Source organism: Actinokineospora sp. HUAS TT18 (assembly GCF_051364635.1).
Taxonomy (GTDB): domain Bacteria; phylum Actinomycetota; class Actinomycetes; order Mycobacteriales; family Pseudonocardiaceae; genus Actinokineospora.
Genome location: NZ_CP195645.1, coordinates 2,049,268 through 2,065,685, shown reverse-complemented (window position 1 = coordinate 2,065,685; position 16,418 = coordinate 2,049,268). Strand labels below are relative to the sequence as shown.

The 16,418-nt window shown below is 68.6% G+C and carries 21 protein-coding genes; 2 read left to right on the top strand and 19 right to left on the bottom strand.

Going from position 1 to position 16,418, the window contains the following annotated elements; genetic code table 11:
* Window position 1: 1 nt before the first annotated feature.
* The 16 genes from ACSHT8_RS09160 to ACSHT8_RS09085 all read right to left on the bottom strand — a co-directional run bounded on the left by ACSHT8_RS09160 (window position 2) and on the right by ACSHT8_RS09085 (window position 13,220).
* On the bottom strand, window positions 2–373 hold the full coding sequence (locus tag ACSHT8_RS09160) for an ArsR/SmtB family transcription factor (protein WP_436499623.1): 372 nt from the start codon (window positions 371–373) through the stop codon (window positions 2–4).
* Between the two features lie 461 nt (window positions 374–834).
* Window positions 835–1,245 carry a hypothetical protein gene (locus tag ACSHT8_RS09155; RefSeq protein ID WP_436499621.1) on the bottom strand — a complete coding sequence of 137 codons (411 nt, stop codon included), beginning with the start codon at window positions 1,243–1,245 and terminating at the stop codon, window positions 835–837.
* 83 nt (window positions 1,246–1,328) lie between these two features.
* Complete coding sequence (locus tag ACSHT8_RS09150; RefSeq protein WP_436499619.1) at window positions 1,329–1,739, bottom strand: Imm1 family immunity protein; 411 nt, start codon at window positions 1,737–1,739, stop codon at window positions 1,329–1,331.
* Window positions 1,727–2,458 carry a DddA-like double-stranded DNA deaminase toxin gene (locus ACSHT8_RS09145; protein ID WP_436499617.1) on the bottom strand — a complete coding sequence of 244 codons (732 nt, stop codon included), beginning with the start codon at window positions 2,456–2,458 and terminating at the stop codon, window positions 1,727–1,729. The genes ACSHT8_RS09150 and ACSHT8_RS09145 overlap by 13 nt, the downstream gene beginning before the upstream one ends.
* 379 nt (window positions 2,459–2,837) lie before the next feature.
* Window positions 2,838–3,560, bottom strand: a complete 723-nt coding sequence (locus tag ACSHT8_RS09140) for a 2'-5' RNA ligase family protein (RefSeq protein ID WP_436499616.1) — start codon at window positions 3,558–3,560, stop codon at window positions 2,838–2,840.
* Window positions 3,561–3,819: 259 nt separating this feature from the next.
* A complete protein-coding gene (locus tag ACSHT8_RS09135; protein WP_436499614.1) occupies window positions 3,820–4,146 on the bottom strand; it encodes a hypothetical protein in 327 nt (108 codons plus the stop codon).
* A 6-nt stretch (window positions 4,147–4,152) separates the two neighbouring features.
* Entirely contained in the window at window positions 4,153–4,311 is a 159-nt protein-coding gene (locus ACSHT8_RS09130) for a hypothetical protein (protein WP_436499612.1), read from the bottom strand.
* A gap of 795 nt (window positions 4,312–5,106) precedes the next feature.
* The gene (locus tag ACSHT8_RS09125; protein ID WP_436499611.1) at window positions 5,107–5,880 is read right to left on the bottom strand and encodes a thiopeptide-type bacteriocin biosynthesis protein; all 774 of its coding nucleotides are present in this window, start codon (window positions 5,878–5,880) and stop codon (window positions 5,107–5,109) included.
* Window positions 5,881–5,893: 13 nt separating this feature from the next.
* Window positions 5,894–7,093 carry a lanthionine synthetase C family protein gene (locus ACSHT8_RS09120; protein WP_436499609.1) on the bottom strand — a complete coding sequence of 400 codons (1,200 nt, stop codon included), beginning with the start codon at window positions 7,091–7,093 and terminating at the stop codon, window positions 5,894–5,896.
* Window positions 7,090–10,050, bottom strand: a complete 2,961-nt coding sequence (locus tag ACSHT8_RS09115) for a lantibiotic dehydratase (RefSeq protein WP_436499607.1) — start codon at window positions 10,048–10,050, stop codon at window positions 7,090–7,092. Before ACSHT8_RS09115 ends, ACSHT8_RS09120 begins: the two co-directional genes overlap by 4 nt.
* Window positions 10,051–10,117: 67 nt before the next feature.
* Window positions 10,118–10,255, bottom strand: a complete 138-nt coding sequence (locus tag ACSHT8_RS09110; protein ID WP_436499605.1) for an FxLD family lanthipeptide — start codon at window positions 10,253–10,255, stop codon at window positions 10,118–10,120.
* A 47-nt stretch (window positions 10,256–10,302) separates the two neighbouring features.
* Window positions 10,303–11,541, bottom strand: a complete 1,239-nt coding sequence (gene fxlM / locus ACSHT8_RS09105) for a methyltransferase, FxLD system (protein WP_436499603.1) — start codon at window positions 11,539–11,541, stop codon at window positions 10,303–10,305.
* Entirely contained in the window at window positions 11,538–12,017 is a 480-nt protein-coding gene (locus ACSHT8_RS09100; RefSeq protein ID WP_436499601.1) for a helix-turn-helix domain-containing protein, read from the bottom strand. The genes fxlM and ACSHT8_RS09100 overlap by 4 nt, the downstream gene beginning before the upstream one ends.
* The gene (locus ACSHT8_RS09095) at window positions 12,014–12,277 is read right to left on the bottom strand and encodes a hypothetical protein (protein ID WP_436499599.1); all 264 of its coding nucleotides are present in this window, start codon (window positions 12,275–12,277) and stop codon (window positions 12,014–12,016) included. Before ACSHT8_RS09095 ends, ACSHT8_RS09100 begins: the two co-directional genes overlap by 4 nt.
* Window positions 12,274–12,765, bottom strand: coding sequence for a hypothetical protein (locus ACSHT8_RS09090; RefSeq protein WP_436499597.1), 492 nt, complete (start codon window positions 12,763–12,765; stop codon window positions 12,274–12,276). Before ACSHT8_RS09090 ends, ACSHT8_RS09095 begins: the two co-directional genes overlap by 4 nt.
* On the bottom strand, window positions 12,762–13,220 hold the full coding sequence (locus ACSHT8_RS09085) for a hypothetical protein (RefSeq protein ID WP_436499595.1): 459 nt from the start codon (window positions 13,218–13,220) through the stop codon (window positions 12,762–12,764). The genes ACSHT8_RS09090 and ACSHT8_RS09085 overlap by 4 nt, the downstream gene beginning before the upstream one ends.
* A 556-nt stretch (window positions 13,221–13,776) precedes the next feature.
* Here ACSHT8_RS09085 and ACSHT8_RS09080 point away from each other — a divergent pair.
* On the top strand, window positions 13,777–14,667 hold the full coding sequence (locus ACSHT8_RS09080) for a Scr1 family TA system antitoxin-like transcriptional regulator (RefSeq protein ID WP_436499593.1): 891 nt from the start codon (window positions 13,777–13,779) through the stop codon (window positions 14,665–14,667).
* Window positions 14,664–14,924 carry a DUF397 domain-containing protein gene (locus ACSHT8_RS09075; protein ID WP_436499592.1) on the top strand — a complete coding sequence of 87 codons (261 nt, stop codon included), beginning with the start codon at window positions 14,664–14,666 and terminating at the stop codon, window positions 14,922–14,924. The genes ACSHT8_RS09080 and ACSHT8_RS09075 overlap by 4 nt, the downstream gene beginning before the upstream one ends.
* 102 nt (window positions 14,925–15,026) lie before the next feature.
* On the opposite strand, the gene ACSHT8_RS09070 is transcribed toward ACSHT8_RS09075, so the two are convergent.
* Genes ACSHT8_RS09070 through ACSHT8_RS09060 form a run of 3 tightly spaced genes read right to left on the bottom strand, consistent with a single transcriptional unit; the run spans window position 15,027 to window position 16,417 of the window.
* Window positions 15,027–15,428, bottom strand: a complete 402-nt coding sequence (locus tag ACSHT8_RS09070) for an Imm1 family immunity protein (protein ID WP_436499590.1) — start codon at window positions 15,426–15,428, stop codon at window positions 15,027–15,029.
* Window positions 15,425–16,162, bottom strand: coding sequence for a DddA-like double-stranded DNA deaminase toxin (locus ACSHT8_RS09065; RefSeq protein ID WP_436499588.1), 738 nt, complete (start codon window positions 16,160–16,162; stop codon window positions 15,425–15,427). The genes ACSHT8_RS09070 and ACSHT8_RS09065 overlap by 4 nt, the downstream gene beginning before the upstream one ends.
* Before the next feature lie 3 nt (window positions 16,163–16,165).
* Window positions 16,166–16,417 (bottom strand): hypothetical protein, encoded by a 252-nt coding sequence (locus ACSHT8_RS09060; protein WP_436499587.1) that lies wholly within the window; start codon window positions 16,415–16,417, stop codon window positions 16,166–16,168.
* Window position 16,418 lies beyond the last annotated feature (1 nt).

The following is a 16,418-nucleotide window of genomic DNA, read 5'->3' as shown; positions in this document are numbered from 1 at the left end:
CTCAGCCCTCCACTACGGCCGCAGTCTCACCCAGGACCACCGGCAGCAGCACCCGCGCCCGCGGCGTCAGCGCGTACATCACCAGACGCCCGTCCCGCCGCGCCGACACCAGGCCCGCGATCTTGAGCTGCCGCAGATGGTGCGACACGAGGTTCTGCGCCTGCCCCACCACCCAAGACACGTCGCACACACACAACTCACCCCCAGCCTGCAGAGCGGCGGCGATCGTCAACCGCGTCGGATCACCCAACGCCCGCGCCGCCACGGCGGCGGTCTCCACCGCGGGCAGGGCGGGCAGCCCGGCCCGGATCTCTTCGGCGTGCGGCAGATCCAGACAGAGCAGATCGCACGCGTCCCCACGCTCAACAGCCATATCAACACCCTAACACCCATTGATATAAGGATCGCTCTCGACGACCACCGCGATAGCCGAACGGCACCAGTGGGACCGTGTTCCAAAAGGTGTCTCGATGTGCGCGCAGCACCGCGACGCCCATCGAGTCGACTTGGTGGACGCGTCGGTTCTCAGGCCGTGTCGTCCACGCCAACGAAGTCGCCGTCGAGGAGTACCGCCCCCCTCAGCCCAGAACAACTCCCTGACCTGTTGCGCAACCACCTTCGGCCACGCGGACTCACTGCGGGCTTGGGCGGCCTGATCGCCCTGTCGACGGCAGCATCCACCACGAGACATCCGCCGGTCGCTCGGCCCGCCCCGCGCCGTCCCATCTGATCGCCTCGAATGAGTCCTGGTTACTGCCGTCGACCCTCTCCTTCGAGTGGACCGCGGTTCGTCTGGTGCCCATCGGTGAATGGGGACCGTTTTATGGCCGGTAATCAACGCTCGTAACGCCGCAGGAACTCTTGGGCGAGTTCTTCCCAACCAGCAAGCGGCACGTCACCGTCGATTGCTTCAAGGGCATATTCCACGTCGTCAGGATTGTCTGCGGTCCAGTCAGTTACTCGCGTGTGGATCGTCATGGTAGCGCCGGTATTCGACCAGTACAGGCCATGCACGCGCTTGCCCGCGTCGGCCCGTGTCATCACCCGGATGCCGTCAGACCCGTTAGCCAGGTCAGTGTTCACCTGCGGGAACCGTGCACGGTAGGTCCATCTTGGCCACGCTCCCTCGAACGCCAGGTCGACCTTGACCTTGTCGACGGCGATGGAGTTTCGACCGCACATCAGCAGGCCGAGAGCGATCCCTTGGGAAACGGCGTTGCGCTGCCGTGTTGGTGTGATTGCCACTGAGGAATCTAACCTCCCATTCGCACGGAAGTCGGCAGGCGGCGACCGATGTGCCGGTCGCATCGCAGGTTTCCGGCTGGGCGTCACCGCATCTTGCGCCAGCGTGCGGCGACAGGAAGGTCATCGGGATCGAGCATGAACTGCTTGACTGCCTCCCGGACAACCTCGACTGAAACCTCCGCGTCGCCGGGTAGGTCGGTGCTGGACCCGCTGTAGTAGTAGACCAACTCGTCCTTTGTGCTCGGCTCGCCTGAGCTGGCCCAGAGGGCCGGGCTGTCCGCGGCTGCGTATGTGAGAACCCCTGCGTCGCCGTTCACGCCAGCGTAGAACTCAGGGCTGTCTTCGTCGTCCACACAGATTTGGATGAGCATCGGCACGCCGGTGCGCTTCGATTCGGCTTGAACATCGTCGATCAATCGGTCGACGTCGTCCACAGAGGGAACCGGGATTCCGTCCGGATGATCGTGTGAATACCAGGCGATTAGGGGAGCCATTTGGACTTCTTACCTCCGTGGTAGACCCTGTAAAATCCGTTCGCGCCGTAGACAGTCAGAGTGTATCCCTCAGGAAGGATCACCGGAACAAGGGAGTCGCAGCCCATGCGACCGGGGCACGGGACGTGATTTATGACCAGCGTCGTGTGCTTGATGCCATTGAGTCGCACGTGCACCGCGAGTTTTATTTCGACATCGGTCACGCGGCTCGGGACTCGTGCCGAAGGTCTGGACTCAAAGTACTTCACTGCAGCGTCGTGCTTCTCGTCCATTCCGCTGATCTCGGTGTGCTCGCGCCCGTCCGGGCCGATCCATATGCCGTGGGTCTTCTGGCCGGTGTTCGACACAACGGCGGCAGGCAAAGCTGCTTTGATGCGTTCAACTCGATCAGGTGTGACTTCTCCGAATCGCGGCAGCGGTGGGTTGTCGACCGTTGGCCGCGGCGCGTCGCTCGCCGCCTCGGCAATGCCGGCCAGATAGCTGCGGATGGTCGGCTCCAGGTTGGCAATCTTCTGGTAGGCGTGTGCCATGGCGCCGTGTGCGGTGGCCATCGCGCCGGAGACCGTGCCCGCGTCAGGGTCGTTTGTGCCTTTGAGAACGCCGCCGACGATCGTGCGCGCTTCGTCCGTGGCGGCCATGCCCACCGCGAGCGCGTTCAAGGCGGCCGTGGCCTTCTGCAATGCGCCGGTCAGGACCGCTTTGAACTGGTCGACGGACACGGCCAGCGACGCTAGCCGCTGCACTCGGTGTGCAGTCCGGGAACAGGGCAAGTGCCTGCGGCCGAGCCAGTCAGTTCACTCGAACGGCCGTCCCTCGACGACCGGCGGATCGGGCACGCACACTTGCCGATCATCGAAACATGCGTTCTGCGATCCGAGGGTGCTGATCACCCCGTACACCCGCTACAGCGGCGACAACCTCCATGGACGCGTCGCGACCTTGACCCGGCGTGGGTGCGGCTGGACACGCTGTTTCCGCGCACCCACCGACCGGGGATGGTGGCTGAGCGCGACTGGGACCATGCACGGTCGTGTCCGGCTGGTTCCGTATCGCCTACACGGGGGCGTGGCTGGCCGTCATCCACGACCCGCTGGTCGCCTACCCGCGGACTGGGCTCGGCGAGGTCGCCTGACGCAGGCTGACCTCGGCCAGCGACTCGTACCGGTAGCAGCCGTCCTCCCGCCGGAGTTCCACCAGCGTGGCCTTTCCGACGACCGTCGAGACGATGGGAACGGCGCGCAGCGGTGTGACCAGCAAGAGCGCGTCGGCGATTGGGACGGTGGTGTTCGCGTACGCGATGCTCAGGTGCGGGCGGAAGTAGCTGGTGTCCATCAGCGTTGGCGCGTCGAGGGCGCCGCGGGTGGCCAGCGACAAGGCCTCGTGCAGCTGGAGAACCTGGGTCCATGGCGAGACCGTGAACCGCAGCGCGCCGCGCGAGCCCGCCAGCGGGCCGACGTCGAGATGAAAGGCCTGCAGTCCTTCACACCGCTCTCGCGCAATGTCCACGATCTTGGTGACGGCGGCGGGTTCGATCTCGTCGGTGAAGGCGACTCGCCCCAGGGTGAGGTGCAGGGCGTCGAGCGGCACGAGGTCGAAGGCGGGCCGGTCTAGGGCGGTTTGGCATTGCTTGGCGAGCTGTTGGATTTCGTCGGCGTCGGGGAAGGTCAGCATCCAGTGGTATGACCGTCGCCCCGGGAGCCATCCTGGCCTGTCCCAGTGGTTGTTCATCTGCCCGGCGTTCTGGAACGCCTGCCAGTCGTGGGCGCGGATGATCTCGGCGTCGTCGAGGTCGGCGGGGAGGTCAGCCGGGAAGGCGGTCACTGGGCGGTCCTCCTTGGTTCCTAGTTCCATTCGTGCCGGGCGGCGACGTAGTCCTGGCCGAGTTTGGTGGCGCCGCGCTCGCCACCCGACAGCCCTCCCGACGTCGTATCCACTCCTGAATTCACCCGCCGCACCCGAAACGTTACGGCTAGTCATGACATCCAGCACGCCATCTCTGCGGACCGCCACGCCGAGGGCAACAACCACGCAGCGGGCAGAAGATGACGTCGGCCACGATGCCTACTGGGCATGGATGAGGTCACAGCGGCCGGTTGTCGTCGCGGCGGGTCACCGCGTGGCCTGGGACGAGTTGGTCGATCACCATCACTCTGGGCTTGCGGTCGTCGGCGTGGCCGATCGCGTAGTTCACCACCGCCAGCCATGCGCCGGTGTCGGCTATGCGGAACCATCCGGTGACGAAGGCGCGCACGGTTCCGCTCGTGCTCAATCCTTCCGGGACGACCGTGTCCGGGTCGGTCGGGTGCGGCGCGAACAGCGTGTCCAGCCGTATCCATGCCGGGGTCAACTGCGGGTGGCGTCCGTGCAGGCCGTCGCCGCTCCAGCGGGTGTAAGGGGTGTTGAGCATGGGGTCCTACGTAGTGATCGCGGGCTTCAGCAGGTCCAGGTAGGGCGCGTCGTCGAGTTCGGCCCGTTCGGGGAGTTGTCCGCGCGAGGTCAGGTGCCATGTCCCGGTGAGCGTGCCCATGGTGGCGCACGCGGTGCAGTGGAGTTCGAGTTCCTGGGAGTGCATAAGTGCGCGGTATCCGGTGTTGGCCAAGGGGTGAAGGCCTTGTCGGCAGGTTGCGGGCAGGACGGCTACTCGGCCTCCGAGGCCGTCGGAGCGGTACCTGAGTGAGCCATCAGTGGAGTGGCTGCGCGCGTCCATGGCCGAAACGTACCACTCGATAGAACGTATGTTCGAGTCGATCTCTGCTGGTTGCGGTGGGTCAGCGTCCGCGTGCGAGCAGTTCCCGGGTGTGGGTTTCGGCGAGTTCCTGGGCGCGGCCGCTGCTGGTGGCGTAGGAGAAGAAGTGGTGGACTTCCTGGCCGCTGACCACCGAGTCCAGCTCGGATTCCTTGTCCTTGGCCTCGACGCCTTCGACTTCTTCGATGTAGTAGTCGCGGTGGCCTAGGCGGCTGGCCCCGACCAGCAGGGAGGCCCGACCTGGACGTCATCCCCGCTGAAGCGAACGGACCAGGACGTGGTCGTCGAGTTCGGCGAGAAGAATATCGGCGCGTTCTAGGGTGCTCCAGCCCAGGAAGTGCTCAGCGCCGCCATGATGCCGGTTCCTGCTCGGGTGTTGGCGAGGGTTCGCTCGGTCGAGCGAGCGAACTCGCGGGCTGTGACGGAGAGGTGTTGCGGGAACGCGCCGAGATCATCGCCGCTCGGATCGCTGAACCTATGAAGGTCGTCGGCGGCAGTGTCGACTGATGGCGTGTGGTCGTGTTGGAGTTTGCTGAGAAGGGGCGGCCAGGGCAGTGGAGTCGCTACGTTGCAGGCCCGTTTGTGCGGCAGACGATTCGCTCTGGCTGCATTGTTCGGTGGTCAGTCGAGGATGGTGTCTCGCGCGGTGTGCGCGAGTGTGCTCTGCTGTTGGTAGTTGAGGCCCAGGCGGTTCCAGTGGAACAGCATGTGGTGTGCAAGTACCGCTCGGAGTCCTCTGTGGAGTAGGCCGTTGGAGTCGAGTTGGTGAAGGCGTTGTCCGGTGGTGTGGAAGCTGTCCAACCATGGGGCGATGTGGGCGAGTGTCGTGTTGGCCTGTATGGAGGGGTTACTGGGTCTGGTGTCGGCGGTGAGCAGGCGCCGCATGGCGGTGGTGTCGAGTGTGCGGGTGGGTGATGGTCGGTTGGTGGCGATTCGGGCCCAGGTGTCGCCTTGTTCGTACCAGTCGAGTCCGGCGCCGCGCATGAGGCTGGCGCACAACAGGATGGTGAGTTCGGGTCGTCTTGGTTCGCTGAGTGGGCGGGTGAGGTGGTCGAGGATGTGTTGGGTGTCGTGGTGGAAGAGGGTGTAGGCGATGTTCATGGCGGGTTCGCCGCCGAAGGCGTGGGTTTCGGGTTCGTAGAGGGAATTGGTCCATTGGCGGAGGTGGCCGGTGGTGACGAGCTTGTTGAAGCCGCGGTGGATGGTGGGGATGGCGTCGTGGTTGGTGGGCAGCCAGCGGACCCGCCAGGTGGGTGATTTGCGGATGAACCACCATGCGGTGATGCCCTCGGTGGCGGTCATCAGTGGCTGAAGGTGGTTGACGGCGAGGTCGTCGACGGTGGAGTAGTCGGTGGGGTGGAGGACGGCTTGTGCCCAGGTGGGTTCGGGGTGCACGGGGTCTCCGGGGTCAGGTCAGCAGGAGGCAGCGGTCCCAGATGGTCCGGGCGTCGAGGGTGTGGAGGGCGAGGGCGGCGCCGGTGGTGCCGTCGAGGAGTTCGGTGCCCGCGTGGTGGTGTTCGAGTTGTTCGACGAGCCGGGCGGCGAGGGCGGGCACCTGCTGGCTGAGTTCGGGGGTGGCGGCGTCGGCGGCGGCGCGTCGGGTGGTGTGGAGTAGTCCGGCGGTGCCGTGGCAGAGGCCGATGTCGGTGATCTGGTCGAGCTGGGTCGGGTCGGTGAGGCAGTGGTGGAGGGCGGTTTCTGCGGTGTGTCGGCGTGCGGGGTTGTTGGTGGCGATGGCGGAGAGTTGTTGGGCGCGGGCGAGGCCGGGGGTGCCGTAGCACCAGGAGGGCGGTCCGGGGTGGGTCTCTCGGGTGCGGCCGGTGTCGAGTTCGGCGGTGGTGAGGGTGCGCGGCCACCATGGGCCGGTGTCGCTGGTTTGTTGCCAGGTGTCGAGCCAGGTGTGGATGCGGTCGATGGCGGTGGTGTGGTCGGTGACGGTGACGCCGTGTCGGTGGGCGATCGCGAGCAGGGCGAGTGGGCCGGTGATGCCGTGGGCGATGCCATGGTTGGCGTGTCCGTGTGGGTGGTCGGGGGAGGGGCGGCCGTGGGGTCCGAGGTGGGTCCACCAGCCGGGGAGTCCGGTGGGTTGGGGTTCGGTGAGGCGGACGAGGTAGTTCAGGACGCGGGCGGTGATGGGGTGGTCGGGGTGGGCGGTGAGGTGGTAGGCGCCGAGGCCGGTGAGGCCGCGCATCAGGTCGAATTCGGCGAGTGCGGGTGTGCGGTGGTGGTCGATGCGGGTGTGGGCGGCGTCGAGCCGAGCTTGGGTGATGGCGATGGTGGCGGCGGCGAAGTCGGATCGGGCGCGCTGGTAGGCGCCGGTGGCCCGGGCGGCGAGTTCGATGGCGTAGGCGAGGGCGGGGACGCCGTGGAACAGGCCGGCGTGGTCGCCGCGGTGCAGGCCGTGCGTGGTGGCGGCGGTGAGCCAGGTGTGGGCGGTGGTGGGGGAGCCGTGGCCGGTGCGGGCGCGTTCGATGTGGAGCAGGGCGGTTCCGGCGGCGCCGTTGGCCAGTGATTGGGGGACGGGCCGGTGGGTGTTGGTCGAGGTGTCTGTGGTGGCTGGGTCGGCGAGTTGGTGGGCGAGTCGGCCGGCGAGGTCGGTGGTGTTCATCGGCGTTGGGTCCAGGACAGGGCGGCGGCGCGGGCGAGTCGGTGGCAGAGGCGTTCGGCGTCGGGGTTGATGCCGTGGGCGCGTAGGCAGTGCAGGTGCAGCAAGGCGGGCAGCGCCGATTCGGGTTCGCGGTTGATGGTGGTGAGGGCGTCGCGGTAGGCGTGGAGGGCGATGCGGCGTTCGATCCAGTCGGCGGCGACCGGTGTGGCGGGGTCGGTGAGGCCGATGGTGTGGGCGAGTTGGGGGCGTGGGAGTGGGGTGGGGGTGTCGGTGGTGATGTTGTCGATGAGCCAGTCCATTCCGGTGTCGACGTCGCCGTGGAGGGCGGTGGTGATGTCGATGAGGCTGGCGGCGGTGAGCGCGTGCGTGTCGAGGGGGGTGTGGCGTTGGGCGGCGGCTGCGGCGGAGTCGGCGGCGAACACCATTTCGGCGGTGGCCATGGCCGGGCCGGCGCCGAATCTGGCGGTTTCGGGTTGGTAGGTGTCCAGGCTCAGGTGGCTGATGAGTCCGCGTTTGCGCAATCGTGCGGCCCACGTCGCGATGCGGCCTGCGGTGTGGGGGTGGTCGGCGCGGATGCGTAGGCGTAGGTGGTGGTCGGGGTCGCGGTAGGGCAGGAACCACCACGCCGGCTGGGTGTCCCATGTGGACAGCAAGTCGGGGATGTGGGCGAGCAGGGCGGTGTGCCGGTCGGGGTGGCCGTAGAGCTTGGCGAACAGCCAGCCGTCGCTGCCGGGGAGGTGTTCGGCGCCCCGACGCACAGGGACGACGACGTGGCCGCCGGCCGGGGCGCCGGGCAGTGCGGTGGAGGCCAGGGGGACGACGATCTCGTGGGCGTGCCCGTCGAGCCACCCGAACGCAGCCGCGGGTGGCGCTTCCCTCAGTGATATCTGGTGGTCGCGGGTGAGCATGTCGCGCAGGAGCGTGTGGTGGGCGGGTTCGGTGAGGTCCAGGCGCAGGCGCTGGTCGCCGCCCCCGACGGACACCGCCGCCGGGACCCGCGCTCGGTCCCGCCACTGGTGTAGTTCGTCGGCCCAGCGGGTGTGCGGGGCGCTGGGGTCGGGGAGGTCGGCGGCGGTGAGGTGCCAGCGGGCGGGGGACAGGATGGTGCGGCCGTGGCGCAGCCGAGGCAGGAATGGCAGCCCGCCAGCGGTGTTGCCCCAGGTGAAGGGGCGGCAGGTGGCGGCGCGGGCGGTGGGGACCTCGGCGAGGAACCGTTGCAGGGGGTGGGCGAAGTTGATGGCTTCGACCGCGCTGAGCAGCATCGGCTCGACCGGGCGGCGGCGGGTCAGCGACCAGAGCACGAAGCGGTGCGCCTCCCCGATCACCACCAAGTCGCGGATATCGACTCGGCCGCGGCGCTCGCGGCGGTGCTCGCCGAGCGGGAGGGTGTGGGTGAGCATGGCGGGGGCGCGGGCGACGATGTCGGTGCGCTGGTAGAGCGGCGGGCAGGACAGCTGGGCCCGCACGGCGCCGAACGCGCTGGTGGGCAGGCTCTCGTAGACCTCGGCCATCCGGATGCAGTCGAGCCGGTGCAGTAGGTCGAGGAATCGTCCCGCGGTTGTGCCCGCCGCGCGGAACATGCCGACGACGTCGAGGTCGAACTCGCCCCGGTCGACCGCGTCCCGGCAGGGGGCGTGCAGGCGGAAGGACAGCTCGGCGTGGGGCTGCCACGCCACCGGCGCCGTCGAGGCCAACTCGTCGATCATGGCCTGGTCGAGCACGACCTCCACCTCACCCGCCAACGCTGCCTTCTGGGCCAGGGCGATCAGTCGAATGTCGCGGTCGGACACGGTCGGTGCGGGGCGGTCGAGCAGGGAGCCGCGGTAGCCGGCCGGGTAGCCGAGCCCGCTGTCGGGGTCGACCAGGTCGAGGACCCGCACGGCCGCTCCCGGCCCGTAGCGTTCCAGGAAGCGCTGGTGGTAGTCGCGCCAGTGCGGCCGGCCGAACGGGTTCGGGGTGAGCTGGGCCAACGCCCGCGCCGCGTGGACGGCTTCGCGGAGCACGACCCGCGGCAGGACCACCTCCAGGCCCGCGCGCATGTCCACGTGCAGGGGCCGCTCCACCGCGGCGATCTGGCGCATGGCCGTCGCCGCCCGCGTCTGCCGCTCGCCATCCAGGTCGATGTGGATCGCGCGCAGCTCGCTCACCAGCGGCCTGACCTCCGCAACCCGGTCGGCGCCGGCGACGGCCAGGTTGGCCAGCAGGTAGCCCAGCGGGTCGGTGACCGTCATCGGCGCGCGCAGCCCGGTGATGAGTACCCGCTGCGCCACGAGCTGCCGCACCAGCGCGTCGATCGTCTCGGCTGTGGTGTCGGGGAACTCGGCGCGCAGCATGGCGGTGATCGCGGTGACCCGGGTCGGGGTGCGCGCGGCCCGCAGGACCATCCGCACCGCGCTGGTGAGCCGCACCGACACCTCCGCGGGTTCCCCGCCGGTGGGGTTGGGCCGCAGGTCGACGACCAGGCGCCCGTCGCGTTCCCCGACCGTGTCGTTCACCACGACCTCGACCCGAGCCAGCAGCGGCCCACACTCCTCCAGACGGGCGATCACGCGGGCGAGCCACACCGGATCGACCCTCGCGACCGCCCGCTCGTCGGCGCGGCGCACGGCGGTGGTGTCGCCGAACCCGGCCGGGCCGACACCGGCGAACAACCCGAACGGGGTCGCGCGGGTGGTGGCCCGCAGCAGATACCGCATCACCGACACCACCACCCGACGCACCTGCCGCACCGGCATTTCTCGCCCGTCGCGCACGGCCGCGACCCGACCGGCCAGGACCGGGCTGGCCATGGTCACCGCGTCGGCGAACGACTCGATCGCCCACACCGCCGCCAACCACCCACGCCACCCCGCCACGGCCGCGGCGTCGTCGCCGGTCAGGTCCGGCCACGGCGGCAGGTCGGTGGTGATCGGGTGCGCGGCCACCCGCACGATCGCCGCGTCGACCACGCTGTACATCACGAGACTCCGTTCAGACATGGGGCGGCCGGTGACGGGTGCCCGCCACCGGCCGTATCGGGGTGGGTCAGCAGCCGCTGTTGGTGCAGGCGCTCTGGCAGGTCGAGCCGCAGTTGTCGTCGGTGTTGGTCATCAGGTCCGGGATCACCGGCAGCGAGCCCAGGAACTGCACATCCAGATCGAACTCGTCGGACCGCACGCTCATGCGAGAGTTTCCTTTCAGATAAAGGGGATTTCAGGGACACCTGGCCGCTACGAGGTGGGCCAGGAGATCACGACGCGGGTGTGGCGCTTGTCGATCACACGCCCGGCGGGCAGCGCGCCGAGCGGCACATCGGCGGGCACGACCTCGATCCGGGCGCCCGGCCCGTCACGGTGGTCGCGGTCCCAGACGCGGATCAGCTCCACGTACTGCTCGGCGAGCCGGTCGGCGTCGGGCCCGTGGGCGAACACCCCGAACTCGAAACTGGTGCGGTCCTCCGAGGTCGGGCGGGAGGTGCGGTAGGCGAAACTGGCGCCGTCGACGATCGCCTTCGCGCCCAGCCGGGTGCCAGCCGGAACCAGCCCGGACTCCCGGGCGGCGTCGGTGGCCACCAGCAGCGCGAACTCCTCAGCCGCGCCCGCCACCCACAGGTCCAGCCCGTCGAACGACTCCAACCCGCCGATCTCGACCCCCGACCACCGCTCCGCCCGCGGCATCGACAACGACGCGCGCAACCCGGCCACGTCGACGTCGTGCCCGCCGTCCACCCGCAAGGCGACGTCCTCACCGCGCAGCGCGATCAGACGCTCGTCGCTGGCGCCGTCGCCCTGCATCGCGACGAACCCGCACAACAGATACCCGGTGGACACCAGCCGATCGGCGTCGCGGGCGAACACCACCGACCGGGTCAAGCCCCGCATCCGCAGCGGCACCACCAGCCGCCCATCCGCGGCGAGCTGATCGACCCAGGCGGGCGGGATGTCCCACGCCCCGGCGGTGACGATGATCCGATCGAACGGCGCCCGCCCCGCCACCCCGTACTCGGCGTCGCCCAGCACCACCTCGACGCGGTCGTAGCCGGTGGCGTCCAGACACCGCCGCGCCCGCTCGACGACCGCCGGGTCGATGTCGACCGAGGTCACCTGCCCGCTCTCACCGACCAATTCGGCGATCAACGCGGCGTTGTAGCCGCCGGAACCGATCTCCAGCACCCGCATCCCCGGCTCGAGTTCGGCCTGCTCCAGCATCATCGCCTGCAGCCACGGCGCCGACACCGAACTGGTCACCATGCCGTGGGCGTCATACCTGCGCTCGACGATGTCGTCGCGCCGGTAGGCCTCCTCCACCGTCGCCGACGGCGCGAACAAGTGCCGGGGCACCGCCGCGAACGCCGCCGCCACCGCCTCAGTCCGGATGTCACCCTCCCGGCGCAACTCGGCGACCAACGCCGCCCGCAACCGATCCGGGTCCGCGACTTCGGTGTCGGCCTGCTCGTGCACGGAATTCACTGGCTCACTTCCTCTTCCTCAACAGATGTGGTGCTCCGCAAGTGCGCGTCCATCGTGGCCGCAGACAGGCCACACAGCTCGGCGGCGATCGCCACCGCGGTCGCCGACAACACAATCCGATCCCGCCCCGGGTCGCGGGTGAGCGAGGCGCTCGCCCAGCGCCGCAACGGCGTCAACGACGGCCACGTCGAACCCGCCAACGCCCGCCGACTGACCACAACCTCGCCCCGACGGCCGGTGATCTTCTCGATCAGGTCGACCGCCGACACGTCCAACACCTCGCACAGATCGAGCAGACGCGTGACCGTGAAATGCCGGTAACCCGACTCGTAGCTGGCCAACGTCTGGAACGTGATCGCGCACGGCAACCGGGCCACCATCTCCGGCCGCGACCACCCACGCACCTCCCGGGCGGCACGCAACTGCGCACCCAGCCGCGCCGCCCGCGCATCCTCCGCAGCCGCGCGCCGGATCACCACGGCCCACCACCTGGTCGTGCGGCCAGCGGGCTGAGGAACCGGTCGACGTAGGCGAGCGCGCACTCCGGACACGTCCGCCCACCGGTCCGATAGCCGGTCGCGTCAACCGGGATCCCACACAACGCCGACCAGGCGCCGTCGATCACCAGATGAGCCCGACCCCGATAGTGCGGGCTGCTGCCCCACGACCAAGCCGACTCGGCGGGACGATCCATCGCGGCCTCCGTCATCAGGGGCGCGGACAACGCCGCGCTCACGCCACACCCCGCAGATGCTCGGCGCACCGCTCACACCGGGAGACTCCGAACGACCGGTCAGCGGCCTGCGGCCGGGTATGCCCCAGACACAACGCGATCCACCGCGGACCGTCCTCGGTGTCGCACACCCGCGGCAGGTGATCCTCGGTGGCCACGATGTGCAGCACCGGAGCGGCCGTTCCGATCGCGAGCACGCACGCCTTGGCCTCACGCAGCCGCCGGTTCCACTTGCCCAGCAACGTCGCGCCCAGCGAAGTCAGAGCGGCAGGCCGCCACCCATCCCCGGGCTCGGCCGGGCACAGAGTCACCAGGTCGTCGCGGCGCAACACGTACAGCGCGCTGATCAGACGCGGTGGCGGCACCTCGCCGGAGCGGAATCCCAGCGGGTCCGTCAGACCGTAGGCGCCGATCCGACCGCGCTCGACCATCCGCAAAGCGCGCAGCAAACCGTTCTCATACAACGGCATCACCGCGATCGAGGAGGTCATCGCGCCACCCCGATCGCCCGACTGATCACCGCGACCACCTCGGCCCTGATCGGCAGCGTGGACGTAGCGGGGTCCACCAGCCAGCGGCGATGGCCGTCCCATGCCTCGTCCATCAGGATCGGCAGCATCACCGGAGTGCGGCACGGTAGGACCCGGACCCGCGCGGCGGCGAGGTCGGCTGGATCGGCCAGCGGGTCGAGAGCCACCAACGTGAGAATCGCGCACCGACGGGTCCGCACATCGAGGAACATCGGCGCCTCCGGCAGCTCGGCGAGCACCGCCGCGGCTATCGTCTCCGGGAAGGTGAGCACATCGAACGCCTCACCCACCCCGGTCATGATCGAACCGTGCTCGTCGGGGAACGTGTCCCACCCGAGCAACCGGTAGGCGAATGTCGTATCGAGCAGGTCGCGGCGAGTCGGCATCCGCGACGGGATATCCAGTGTCGAACTCATGATCGACCTCCAGGTCGATGGGCACCGCCGACCCCGGCGCGCACAGCGCGGCACAAGGTCACGGCGGTGATTGCATGGAGTCATGGCAGGCCAGAGGACTGGCCTGTCGGCGATGTCCCGGGAGGGGCCGGTCCGCGCGACTGCGCCCGCGTGGTCAGGGCGGTCGGGGGGAATGTCGCGCGGACCGGCCGGGACGGCATCCACACCACTCGGGCGCGCGGACCGGGAGGCGCGGACCGCGCAGCCGCACGAGCAGGAACGGGATGCCCGGTTCAGGGCTGAAACCCCGGCGGACGGGCGGATCGGGGTCTCAGCCCGCCCGCCGGGAGTCGAACGCACCGCTGACATGACGCCTCCAGGTGCACAGACGATGGGCCAGGAACGCCGCAGGTTGGGGGTGCCTACGCTTGCGGCGTCCCTGGGGGCTAGATTCCGTATTGCTTGAATCAAGCCTCCTATAATCTGGCTGCTTGAATCAAGTACGTCAATCCGAACTCGTACATCCGATCGGGTGGTTGATCCACCACCAGGCCGGAAGAGTCGAAAGGCTGACACCGTGAACGAGTCAGGACTCCCACCGGCGCTGCGGCCAGGCAGCCCGGCGCTCTTCAAACGGATGATCACCTTGTCGCTCAAGCGATGGCGCGACGACGCCGGCCTCAAGCAGGCTGATGCCGCCAAGCGCGTCGGCCGCTCGATCGCGAACATCAGCCTCATCGAGAAGGGCCAGCTGCCGTCCGCGGCAGATCTTGAACTGTTGCTCGACCTCTATGGCAAGCAAGACCGCATCCCGTTCATGCGGGAGCTGCTCGACTCAGCCAAGAAGGCCAAGAATTGGTGGGCGCCGCTCTCCGGCGATGTCCCCGGCTGGTTCGACCTGTTCCTCGGTCTAGAAGACGGCGCCGCTGAGCTATCCAGCTTCGACAGCGTCGTGGTCCCTGGTCTCCTGCAGACACGCGAGTATGCCGAAGCGGTGATTCGAGGCAACCCGGATCTGACCGACGAGCAAGTAACCCAACTCGTGGAGGTTCGCTTGGGTCGCCAGTTGGTTCTTACGCGCGCGTCGAACCCGGTCCACCTGTCGACCGTCATGGACGAGTCTGTCCTGTATCGCAAGCGGGGCGACGCCAAGGTGATGCACGACCAGCTGGCCCACCTGCTCAGGCTTTCGCACCGGCCACGGATCGACATTCAGATCCTGCCTTACGACGCGGGTCCCAGCCCGGCGGCCGACTGCGGCACCTTCACCGTCCTGACCTTCCCTCCAGAGATCGAGGGCGACCCCGGCCTTGTCTACGTCGAACTGCTGACCGGCGGCACCTACATCGAGAAGAAGGACGAGATCGCGGAGTATCGACGAGCCTTGACCAGGCTGCATGCGCTCGCCGCCGACCCGAAGTCCTCCCGTGCGATCATCCAACGTGCGATGAAGGAGGTGAAACCATGAACCATGATCTCTGGGCTGGGGCGGAGTTCCGCAAGTCCAGCTTCAGCGGAGGCGAGAACGGCTCCTGCGTCGAACTGGCCTGGCGGAAGTCTAGCTTTAGCGGGGGCCAGAACGGCTCCTGCGTTGAGATCGCCCAGGCCGATGACCTCTTTGGAATCCGGGACTCGAAGAACACGTCGGGGCCGGTGCTCGAACTGACCGGCGCCCGTGGTCGGGCGCTCATCGCGGCTGTCAGGGAAGGCCGCATCACCGGGTAGAACGCAGCACGCCCCGACCCAGGCCTAGTGGGTCGGGGCGTGTACGCGTAGACACCCGAGTCTGATGTTGCCCGACCGGGTGACGGTCAGGCAACTCGCGCCTCACACGGCGTATGGGTCGTCCTGCCACTCGACGCTGGTGGGTCGGGCGCCGGTGGTGAGGTACTCCGACAGCGCGGTCGTGATGAGGGTCGCTGGGAGTTCGCTGTGGTCGGGGAAGTCGACTTCGGCGTAGACGGGTCCGTCGCCTTCTTTGGGGGTGGGGCCGTGGGTGTACCAGGCGCCGTTGGGGTCGGTGTAGTAGAGGGCGCCTCGGCCGTCGCGGATTCCGGCGACGAGTTCGCTGTCGATGGTGGTGGTGTCGGTGGGGCGCAGGGTGATGCCGAACGGGGCGTGGTGGGTGGTGATGGTGATGAGTTGGTCGAGGTCGGCGGTGGTGAGCGTGAGGACGTTCTCGCCGATCGTGTCGCCGTCGAGGGTGCGGTAGCGGGCTTCGATGGTCATGGGTTCTCTGTTCCCCGGTAGGTGTAGCGGTGTCCGTCCCGGTCGATCACGGTCAGTGTGGCACCTGGTGGGAGCCAGTCGTCGAGGGTGGCGTCGCAGGTCCAGTCGCCTGGGGCCAGGACGCCGCAGGGTGGGCGGTCGATGACGATGGTTTCGTTCGGTGGTGGCTGTCCTGGTCGCCAGGTCGCGCGCAGTCGCATCGCGAATTTGACCTCGACGTGGCGGGCGAGGCCGAGCACGGCGCGGCCTTTGGCCCAGCCGCGTTCGCGGGCGAATTGGGCTGCCGCGGTGAACCATTCGTCGCGGTTGCCGCTGACGAGTTCGTGTTCGACGCCGTCCTTGTCGATCCACGCGCCGACGGTGCGGCCGCCGGGGAGTGGCGGCGCCAGTCGACGCCTCGCTTCGTCGAGGGTTGTCGCGCGACCCGTCCGGCGGCTCGGTTCGTTGATGCCAACGCTTGTCGGGCTTGATGTCGCCCCACCGATGAGTTGGCTGGTGTAGCGCTCTAGGGCGGAGATCGCGCGGTCAATCATCTGGAAGGCGTGATCGATCGCCTCGCGCGCGGCGCCGAGGGTGACTACCGCTTCGCCCAGCGCGGGGTTGTTCGACTCCGCGGCCAGCTGGTGCACGGTCGGCGCGGCTTCGTCGTCAACCCACCGGGCGATTCGTCGGAGGTCGTCAACGGGGAGAACGCAGCACTGCTGGACGGCCTCGACAAGTTGTTCTACGGCCACCGCCTACACCCCTGACGCCCAGGCCCTGCACGCCTCGGCGCTGGAGGCGAAGCTGCCTGCCGCGACGCGAACCGCCTCGGACGCGGCGCCGAGCAGTCGCACGGCGTCGAGGGCGTCGGTGTTGGTCGACGTCCTGAGCAGCGCCTCAAGTTCCGTGGCGCGTCGGGCGATCTCGTCGGAGATGTTGATAGCGGCTTCCACTGGCATCGCGTCGGCGATGGCCAGCACCGTGGCACGGACTTCCCCAGCGGACATG

Coding starts and splice junctions, on each gene's coding strand:
- ACSHT8_RS09160 (WP_436499623.1), bottom strand. CDS start 373: ATGGCTGTTGAGCGTGGGGACGCGTGCGATCTGCTCTGTCTGGATCTG.
- ACSHT8_RS09150 (WP_436499619.1), bottom strand. CDS start 1,739: ATGGCTCCCCTAATCGCCTGGTATTCACACGATCATCCGGACGGAATC.
- ACSHT8_RS09135 (WP_436499614.1), bottom strand. CDS start 4,146: ATGCTCAACACCCCTTACACCCGCTGGAGCGGCGACGGCCTGCACGGA.
- ACSHT8_RS09130 (WP_436499612.1), bottom strand. CDS start 4,311: ATGCACTCCCAGGAACTCGAACTCCACTGCACCGCGTGCGCCACCATG.
- ACSHT8_RS09120 (WP_436499609.1), bottom strand. CDS start 7,093: ATGAACACCACCGACCTCGCCGGCCGACTCGCCCACCAACTCGCCGAC.
- ACSHT8_RS09115 (WP_436499607.1), bottom strand. CDS start 10,050: ATGTACAGCGTGGTCGACGCGGCGATCGTGCGGGTGGCCGCGCACCCG.
- ACSHT8_RS09110 (WP_436499605.1), bottom strand. CDS start 10,255: ATGAGCGTGCGGTCCGACGAGTTCGATCTGGATGTGCAGTTCCTGGGC.
- ACSHT8_RS09090 (WP_436499597.1), bottom strand. CDS start 12,765: ATGACCTCCTCGATCGCGGTGATGCCGTTGTATGAGAACGGTTTGCTG.
- ACSHT8_RS09085 (WP_436499595.1), bottom strand. CDS start 13,220: ATGAGTTCGACACTGGATATCCCGTCGCGGATGCCGACTCGCCGCGAC.
- ACSHT8_RS09075 (WP_436499592.1), top strand. CDS start 14,664: ATGAACCATGATCTCTGGGCTGGGGCGGAGTTCCGCAAGTCCAGCTTC.
- ACSHT8_RS09070 (WP_436499590.1), bottom strand. CDS start 15,428: ATGACCATCGAAGCCCGCTACCGCACCCTCGACGGCGACACGATCGGC.
- ACSHT8_RS09060 (WP_436499587.1), bottom strand. CDS start 16,417: ATGTCCGCTGGGGAAGTCCGTGCCACGGTGCTGGCCATCGCCGACGCG.